We start from the raw sequence: 8,658 nt of genomic DNA, 5'->3' as shown, positions 1-8,658 counted from the left end.
TCCGCAAACAGAGGCCGGAATAATGGACGCTGAACCTTGCTGGAAATGCCTTGACTGGAAAAAGGAACTTGCAAACAACGTCGTCACCATCGACCAGTTGAAGCAATACGCCATCTTCAGTCCACAAGAGGAAGCAACGCTTCGTGAAGTCGCCAAGGTGCACCCGGTCAACATTCCCCGCTATTATCTGAGCCTTATAGATAAAAACGATCCCAATGATCCCATCCGTCGCATGTGCTTTCCTGATGCGGAAGAACTGGTGGTTGCCGGATCCATGGGCGCGACTACTGCCGATCCCTACGGTGATGACAAGCACGACAAGGGCAATGGCGTACTGCATAAATACGACTGCACTGCACTGCTGATCACAACAGAATGCTGCGCCATGCACTGCCGCCACTGCTTTCGCCGCCGTATTGTGGGGCACTCCAGCCAGCAGACCTTGCGCAACTTTGCCGGGGCGCTGCAATACATTGCCGACAATCCCAAGATCAACAACGTCATTCTTTCCGGCGGCGATCCACTGACTCTGGCAACCCCGGTGCTGCAAAAAATGCTGGAGGGGCTGGCCGAGATCGACCATGTGGATTTTGTGCGTATCGGTACGCGCATTCCTGTCACCTACCCGCTGCGCATCTTTGACGACGCCCTCATGGACGCCCTGCGCGCCTTTGCCGAGCGCAAGGCTCTGTACATTGCCACGCACTACAACCATGCGCGAGAGATCACGCTCACCTCGACCGAGGCCATCAAGAGGCTGCGCCTGTGCGGGGCCACCATCAACAATCAGGCGGTGCTGCTGCGCGGCGTCAACGACAGTGTGGAAGACATTGTCGAACTTATGAACCGCCTGCTTTCCATTGGGGTGAACCCGTATTATCTGTACCAGTGCATGCCTGTTTCGCGGGTACGGCACCATTTTCAACTGCCTCTCAAGCAGGGCATTGCCATTGTGGATAAGGCCAAGGCGCAACTCAGCGGCTATGGCAAACGCTTCAAGTACATAATCGGGCACGACATCGGCAAACTGGAAATCTGCGGCATCAGCGAGGGCAATATTGTTCTCAAACAGATGCATGCCCGCATCGGACACGAAGAACAGGCCTCGCGCATCATCATCCAAAAGCTTGCTGACGATGCCGGATGGGTTGAACTGTAGGCGCAACACATGCAACACTCGGCTACAACACTTTTCTGCATTCCCCACGCCGGAGGCAATACCGCCTTTTATGCGAGGTTCAACGAGCTTTTTCCGGCATGGATCACTACAAGACCTCTGGAACTGCCGGGCAAAGGCCGCCGCTGCCGGGAGCGGCTGCTTACCAACATGGAAAGCATGGGGCGCGACCTGCTTGAGCAGATACGCCCCGCCGCCCACACTGGCCCTTACGCCCTTTTTGGCCACAGCATGGGCGGCCTGCTGGCCTTTCTTTGCGCGCGCTTCGCCTGCGATGCGGCACTGCCCTTGCCCAAGGCCCTGTTCATTTCGTCCGCCACCACGCCAGGGCTGATGCGCACCGGGATTTCACGCCCTGTTGATCAGCTTCCCCCAGGCGCGCTGTGGGACTACGTGGCCCGCATGGGCGGCATCCCGCCCGAGATTGCTCAGTCGCAGGATTTCAGAAACTACCTTGAACCTGTGCTCCGCGCTGATTTTATGGCCATCGAGGGCTGGCAGCCCGCCCCCTACAGCCCATTGCCCTTGCCTATCCACACCACCATCGGCAGCCATGACCTCGTTACCGAGGCTGACGCCCTGCAGTGGCAAAACCTGACAGACGCGCAATGCACGGTACGCACCTTCAGCGGCGGCCATTTTTACGTTCAGGACCACTGGCAGGAACTGGCAGACCACATGACCCGCACCCTTCAAACAACGGATTAGGCGGTGCTGGCGCAACGTTTTTGCAATTGGCGCGCGCCGTCCGCCCCGGAAAAATCCATTTTGTGCGTTGGCCTGGAGCTTGAGAATATTGCGGACTGGCCCAGCAAGTGCGCGCCCCACACCACCCCGCAGGAGCAGCAGGAGGCCGGGCGCTACGTACGCATAGAAGATGCGGCGCGGCATCTGGCAGGCAGAGCTTTGGCGCGGCGTTTGCTGCTCGCCGCCTTTGGGCAGAACAGTGCCGCAGAGTTAGCCCGCTCCCCTTACGGCAAGCCCTTCTGCCCCGGAATATCCGCTGATTTTTCCATCAGCCATTCGGGCAGCATGGTGTGGGTGGCCCTTTGCCGCTGCGCAAGCGTGGGCATTGATGTGGAAAGGATGCGCCCTCTGCCCGATGCGGCGGAGCTGACCAGCCAGCTGCATTCGCAGGAGCAAAAAGACCTGCTGTCCCTGCCCCCTGGGGAACTGCAAGCGGCCTTTTACCGCTGCTGGACGCGCAAGGAGGCCGTAATCAAGGCTGTGGGCATGGGCCTGAGCATGCCCTTGCAAAGCTTCAGCGTGCACACCGGGCCGCAAGAGAGCGGCTGGATAGTATCCTTCACTGCAAATGCTGTTCACGGCATGGCTGCAATGCTTGAGGGTGGTGGGCAGTGGACAAGCCGCGACATCAGAATAACAGATGGTTACCAGTGCAGCGTTGCGGCCCATAGCCCCTGCCTGGACGTCGTGGTCCACCTTGCCTGTTGATTCCTGCAACCCGCCAAAAAACATGCAGAAATGCCGATGCGCGCCCCAAATTCATGTGGACGATACCGCTTTTCCTCTGATATGTTGAAACATGCGCGCATGGTTTTGCGCCCGTGTGAAATTCCGGATGGCCCAACGCCGCCAATAGCGCAGATTACCATAAAAAAACGTTTGTCTGCTCTGCACGGATTTTGGAAGAACTCCACTCCAGTTTTGGGGTAGAACCGCCGAGCGGCGGACACTCTGTGTCACCAAGAACGCATCATAGGGTATTTTGTTCCATGAGCAGCAGCCTCGGATCGTTCTTCCCCGCACTTGCCGCAGCACTTTGCTGCGCAGTATGCCTGTGCGCAAATGTGCAGGCAGCCCCCCCGCGCGCGCCTGTGGAACAGATGGCAGCGCCTGCCCCGGCGTCCTCCCAGCCCAAACCCTCGCGCCCCAAGGTTGCGGCCTATTTTGAAGCCGGGCCGTACTGGGAATTTACCCTGCTGCAAAAAGAAATCATCAAGGCCCTGCGGCAACGCGGGGTTGCCGACCGCATCACCCTGCCGGACGAACTGTACATCAGCCCCGGCTGGGATGCCTCTGAGAGCGTTTACCGCGCAGAGGCACGCAAACTGATGCAAAATCCGGATATCGACGTCATCATAAGCATGGGAACAGAGGCCACCAAGGCCCTGCTGGCTGAAAACAACGGCAAAACGCCCATCATGAGCGTTGACGTGGCCGACCCGGCAGGCGCCGGCATTGTGGATCGCGCCACTGGCAAGGGCGCGGCCAACCTGACAATCCGCTACACCAAGGATAAATGGTTCAAGGTCTTTGCCCTGTTTCATGAGGCGCTGCCCTTTCTTCGCCTTGGCATCATGTATCACGACAGCCCCGAGGGCCTTTCATACTCCAATGTGCGGGAAGCGCGCGAAGTTGCGCGCGAGCGTGGCTTTACCCTTGTGGAATACCCCTTTCTGGACAAGGCAGAGAGCATGGAATCGTGCACCAAGGGCGTGGACAGGCTGCTGACCGCTGGCGTGGATGCCTTTTACATTTCGGCCCTCAACTGCTTTGACTGGACGCAGGCCAACCCCCAGGCCATCTTTGACACGCTCAACGCCCACCACATCAAGACCTTTGCGCGCGACGGCAGCGTTCATGTGCGCAGAGGCGCGCTCATGGGGCTTTCGACCCTTGATTATGTTCCTCTTGGCAAATTTTATGCTGACCATATTGCCGCCCAGCTTGGCCTGTTGCCGCCAAATACCCAGCTTGAAACAGCGGCCTACACGCCCAAGATTGCACTGAATCTGGTGACTGCCCAGAAGATGGGCATGGATTTGCCGCTGATTCTGCTCATTTCGGCAGACGAACTCTTTGACGTCACACTGGCGGGCGTTGATAAAACGGCCGTTCCCCAATAGAATTCCCGTAACCCTGAAACCGGCCACAACGAGGTTGCACATGACAAAAGATACGTTGGAAAACAAGGTCGACGGCGTTGAAGATCAGATGGCCTGCCAGGCCGAAACCGCTGCTGAAGCGGAAACGTGCGAACGCGCCTGCCCTTCGGAAGAAGTGGTGGACGCCATCATCCGCAAGCGCGTATACGGCGCTATCGGCATTGGCTTTGTGCCGGTGCCCCTTGTAGATTTTCTGGGTCTCTCCGCCCTCCAGATTGAGCTTATCCACGCACTGGCCGAGGCTCACGGCGTTGAATTCAAAAAAGAACGCGTCAAATCCATCGTTTCTTCGCTCTGCGGCGGTTTTCTGACCACGGCAAGCGTGCCCCTGGCCGCCTCGCTGCTGAAAAGCATTCCGGTCATTGGCTTCACCGCGGGCGCGGCCACCATCAGCATTATGGGCGGCGCCAGTACCTATGCCCTTGGCTGGGTTTTTGACCGCCATTTCAGAAAGGGCGGCAACCTGATTGATTTCAATGCCGAAGAAGCCAAGACCTATTTCAAGGAAAAGGTTGAGGAAGGCAAAACCTTGGTCGGCAAGATCAAGAACAAGATGAAAAAAGAAACCAAGGACGAAGCCGCCGCTGAAGCCCCTGACAAAGAAGCGGGCACCAGCGCGGCCTAATATCGGCGACCTCTGGCGGTTTCGGGAATCGGAGCCTTCCGTATGGGCCGGGCAACTGGCCCTTACGGAAGTGTTGGCTATTACGCTCGCCGTACCCAGCCGCGCTTATGCCCAAATTGGCTGACAGAGCATAACTTTCAGGCCTTGGCAAAGGCCGTGGCTGCCGCTGCGGCAGCGTTGACGCTTGATTTACCAGGCCCCCTGCACTGCAAAGGGGCGCATACAAGACCGCCGGGCATACTGTAATGCGCGGCGCACCTGAACACCGGGGCCACAGAACCACATGCTGCAACTGAAAGAATCTCTTTTTCTGAAACTTCTGTGGGAACAGGCCGGCGAGGAAGGCAAAAAAATTGCCGCCGCGTGCCTCGGCTCAGGCATCATGCAGGGGCTTGCCGTATTTTCGGTGCTTCAGGGCTTGCAGCAGCTTTCTGAAGACGGGCTGGAATTCAGCACTTTTCTTGCTTTTCTGGTGAGCCTCGCCTCCTTTTATTTTCTCTTCCGCTACATCACAGGGCGCTCGGCGCAGATTGCCCTGCGCGGCATCATGGAATGGCGCATGCGCATTGCCGCCAAGCTGCGCGGCGTTTCCCTGCTGGAATATGAAAAGCTGGACAAAAACCGTATTCAGTCCGCCCTGCTGGACGGGCGCGAAATGGTGGTTGAAGCGGCCCGAATGCTGGTTGCGGCCTCGGCCAATACGGTGATGGTTGTGCTCTCGTTTGCCAAGATGGCAACGGTCTCCATTCCTGGTACGCTGGGCGTTTTTCTTTTTCTTGCTATGGGGTTCTGGATTTTTCTGCACCTTATCAACAAGGTGCATGCCCACATGGGGCCAGCCATGCAGGCCGACCAGCGCTTCTGCGCGGGGCTGCGCGACCTTTACGCCGGGCTGCTGCAACTCAAGATGCACAAGCCAAGGACAACGGCGCTGTTTGGCGAGCAGATCATCCCTGACCTTTCTGTGGCATCAGAAGCCCGCGATGCCACAGAGCACAGGCACGCCCTTGGCATATCATTTTTTGCCATGTTCAATCTGCTGATTCTTGGGCTGATACTTTTTATCATGCCCAAGGTTCTGAACCTCGAAACGTCGGAAACTTCCTCGCTGCTGGTACTGTGCATGTTCAGCCTGAGCCCGCTCATCAGCCTGATCACCTCGGTTCCCATGATGGCAAAGGTAGAAATGAGCCTGCAGGAACTTGCAGCCGTGGAATCGCAGATAGACGCCGTGACGGAGCCATTTGAAAACGCGGGGGTCAAGGCGCGCTGGCAGCAGGCCGACCCCACTGTGCCGGATTTTGACTCCATCGCTCTGCGCGATGTGCGTTTTGACTACCATGACCGCAACGGCATGCGGCTTTTTGGCATTGCTGTAGACAGCTTTGAGCTGCGCAAAGGCGAACTGGTGTTCATTCGCGGTGGCAACGGATCGGGAAAGTCCACCTTCATGAAGGTACTGGCCGGGCTGTACGCGCCGGAGAGTGGAGAAATGTTCCTGAACAACGTCATGCTTTCCGATGTTAACATGGAATCCTACCGCAACCTCTTCACCATTGTGCCCACAGACTACCACCTGTTTTCGCGGCCCCTCGGCCTGAACATCACCCCGGGCCAGCTCACGGACGTGCTGCGCACCCTGCACATGGAAACCAAGGTGAGCCTGCTGGAAGACGGCACGTTCTCCACGCTTGATCTCTCCGCCGGGCAGCGCAAACGCCTTGCCCTGGCCTGTGCGCTGCTTGAAAAGCGCCATATCTACCTGTTTGACGAAGTGGCCGCAGACTTCGACCCTGTTTTCCGCCGTTATTTTTATGAAGAACTGCTGCCTGACATCATCCGTCAGGGCGGCACAATACTGGCCATATCCCATGACGACCGCTATTTCCATGTGGCCGACAGGGTGCTGACCATGCGCGAAGGCGGCTTTGTGGAAGGACCCTCAGGCGAAGGGGCGCAGGCATGACCGGTCATTTTCTGCGGCTTGCCCTCCCCCTGACGGCCCTGCTGTGCCTGTGCGCCGCACCCAAGGTAGAAGGCAAGGATCTTACGGGAAATACCAATATCCAGCTTGTGCGCCAACTGTACAACAATGTGCGCGACACCATGCCCTCTGAAGTGAATGCTGCGGAAAACACGCAGACCATTCAGAACAGGCTGAAATGCTACGAAGAAAACCACGATTACGGGCAGCGCATCCAGATTTGCAATAACAAATATGTCAAGAGCCTCGTGCGCCACGCCCGCAAGGGAATCCATTCGCGCCCCAGTCTTGGCGAATTTGTGCTCAATGTTGATATGTGCCCCATTCTTTACAATATCTGCATGGGCCAGACGGAAGACGACAAAGAACGCTGCATTCTGTTTGAAAGGCAGTGCATAGACTATACGCTTGATATGTTCTGGCGCGGCTCCGCGCAATATACACAGCAAACCTACCGGTTGGATCAATGAAAAGCGTCTGTGCAAATATACGGGAAGTGTTGCGCCGCAACCGTCTTCGGATCATAGTCGCGGGCGTTGTTGCAACGCTGCTGCTCCTGTTTCTCTGGCCGAGTATTGTCATTTCCATCAAGCCCGGCGAGCTGGGCGTGCTGTACGCGCGCTTTCGCGGCGGCACACAGTTGCAGCACACCTACGAGGAAGGCATACATTTCATCCAGCCGTGGAACATCATGTATATCTATGATGTGCGCGTGCAGGAAGAAACCCAGAACATCGATGTGCTGACCGTGGACGGCCTGACCATCAACGTGCAGATTTCGCTGCGTTTTCAGATCATCCGCGACCGCCTGCCCAACCTGCATCAGGAGATCGGGCCGAACTACCGCGACAAGGTCGTGATTCCCATCATGAATTCCGCCGTGCGGCAAACAATCGGCAGCTATCGGCCAGACGACCTCTACTCCACCGCGCGGCAGGAACTGCAAGACCAGATGCTGGTGGACGCAGTGGAAGAAATGGGACGCATCCCCGTTCTTATTCAGGGCTTCGTGGTCAAGAGCATCACCCTGCCCGAAGTGCTGCGCGAGGCCATTGAACGCAAGCTCATAGCGGAGCAGGACTACCTGCGCTACAAGTACATTCTGCTTGAAGCCCAGCAGGAGGCCCGCCGCAAGACAATTGATGGCGAAGGCATCAAGGCCTACCAGACGCTTGTCAACGAGAACATGACGCAGAACTTCCTGCGCTATGAAGGTATTCAGGCCACCAAGGAGCTTGCCACATCGCCCAATGCCAAGGTGGTTGTGATCGGCGGCAAGGACGGCCTGCCTGTTATCCTCAATGCAGATTCGCCCACAGGCGCAGCCGCGCCAGATACCGCAAACGCTGGCAAGGCGGCCAATCAGGGGGCGGCCCCCAAGGCTCCCGCGCAAGGCACCCAGCAGACGCCTGCAAAACCAGATATGTCGGGAACAGATTCGGTCAGCCCAGACCAGAAGCGGCCCGAGGATATGCGGCCTGGCCAAATTCAGCCAGGGCAGATGCGGCCCGAACCCGGCAGAACGCCCCCGTTCCGCCCCAATTCACATTCCGGCCTGCGCCCCCAAATCCAGTACGATTCCCAATCCGGGGCGCAGTATGCGCCGAAGTACGGGCCGCGTAGCGACTCAGCAAAGCAGGATTCTGCCGCGTCTGCCGAAGCCCAAACACCCGCCGGGGCTGGCTGGATCGCCCCCGGAGAAAATGTATCGGATTATATCCAGAGGTTGAATAAAACACTGCTGCAACCGCACCGTGGCGGCGCTGTCAGACAGTAAGGGAGGCCGCTGTGCTACTGTTCGCTCTCATACTGGGCATGAGCCTGCTGGTCGGGTTTTTGGGCATCAATTCCCGGCTGGGATTCTGGGGCAATTTTTTTGCCAGTGTTCTGCTGACCCCCCTGGTGGGGCTGCTGCTTGTCATAGCCTCGAGCCCCAAAAAGCCCACTCGCTGCTAGGCTGCAT

9 protein-coding genes are annotated in these 8,658 nt (G+C 57.7%); all 9 read left to right on the top strand.

Going from position 1 to position 8,658, the window contains the following annotated elements; genetic code table 11:
• Window positions 1-22 precede the first annotated feature (22 nt).
• The 9 genes from ACUZ9Q_RS04415 to ACUZ9Q_RS04375 all read left to right on the top strand — a co-directional run bounded on the left by ACUZ9Q_RS04415 (window position 23) and on the right by ACUZ9Q_RS04375 (window position 8,651).
• The gene (locus ACUZ9Q_RS04415) at window positions 23-1,159 is read left to right on the top strand and encodes a KamA family radical SAM protein (RefSeq protein ID WP_215647061.1); all 1,137 of its coding nucleotides are present in this window, start codon (window positions 23-25) and stop codon (window positions 1,157-1,159) included.
• Between the two features lie 9 nt (window positions 1,160-1,168).
• Window positions 1,169-1,885, top strand: a complete 717-nt coding sequence (locus tag ACUZ9Q_RS04410; RefSeq protein ID WP_300553123.1) for a thioesterase II family protein — start codon at window positions 1,169-1,171, stop codon at window positions 1,883-1,885.
• Window positions 1,886-1,945: 60 nt separating this feature from the next.
• Window positions 1,946-2,632 carry a 4'-phosphopantetheinyl transferase family protein gene (locus ACUZ9Q_RS04405; protein WP_449247403.1) on the top strand — a complete coding sequence of 229 codons (687 nt, stop codon included), beginning with the start codon at window positions 1,946-1,948 and terminating at the stop codon, window positions 2,630-2,632.
• Window positions 2,633-2,913: 281 nt separating this feature from the next.
• A complete protein-coding gene (locus ACUZ9Q_RS04400; RefSeq protein ID WP_215647064.1) occupies window positions 2,914-4,047 on the top strand; it encodes an ABC transporter substrate-binding protein in 1,134 nt (377 codons plus the stop codon).
• A 40-nt stretch (window positions 4,048-4,087) separates the two neighbouring features.
• Window positions 4,088-4,711, top strand: a complete 624-nt coding sequence (locus ACUZ9Q_RS04395; protein WP_192111309.1) for a YcjF family protein — start codon at window positions 4,088-4,090, stop codon at window positions 4,709-4,711.
• Between the two features lie 283 nt (window positions 4,712-4,994).
• Complete coding sequence (locus ACUZ9Q_RS04390) at window positions 4,995-6,677, top strand: ATP-binding cassette domain-containing protein (RefSeq protein ID WP_449247402.1); 1,683 nt, start codon at window positions 4,995-4,997, stop codon at window positions 6,675-6,677.
• A complete protein-coding gene (locus tag ACUZ9Q_RS04385) occupies window positions 6,674-7,165 on the top strand; it encodes a hypothetical protein (protein ID WP_215647067.1) in 492 nt (163 codons plus the stop codon). Before ACUZ9Q_RS04390 ends, ACUZ9Q_RS04385 begins: the two co-directional genes overlap by 4 nt.
• On the top strand, window positions 7,162-8,472 hold the full coding sequence (locus tag ACUZ9Q_RS04380; RefSeq protein ID WP_449247401.1) for an SPFH domain-containing protein: 1,311 nt from the start codon (window positions 7,162-7,164) through the stop codon (window positions 8,470-8,472). The genes ACUZ9Q_RS04385 and ACUZ9Q_RS04380 overlap by 4 nt, the downstream gene beginning before the upstream one ends.
• Before the next feature lie 11 nt (window positions 8,473-8,483).
• Window positions 8,484-8,651 (top strand): hypothetical protein, encoded by a 168-nt coding sequence (locus ACUZ9Q_RS04375; protein WP_192112106.1) that lies wholly within the window; start codon window positions 8,484-8,486, stop codon window positions 8,649-8,651.
• Window positions 8,652-8,658: the final 7 nt, after the last annotated feature.

It is taken from the genome of Desulfovibrio desulfopostgatei, from assembly GCF_053570645.1.
Note: the sequence above shows the minus strand (reverse complement) of the source record. Positions and strands in the feature narration are given on the sequence as shown.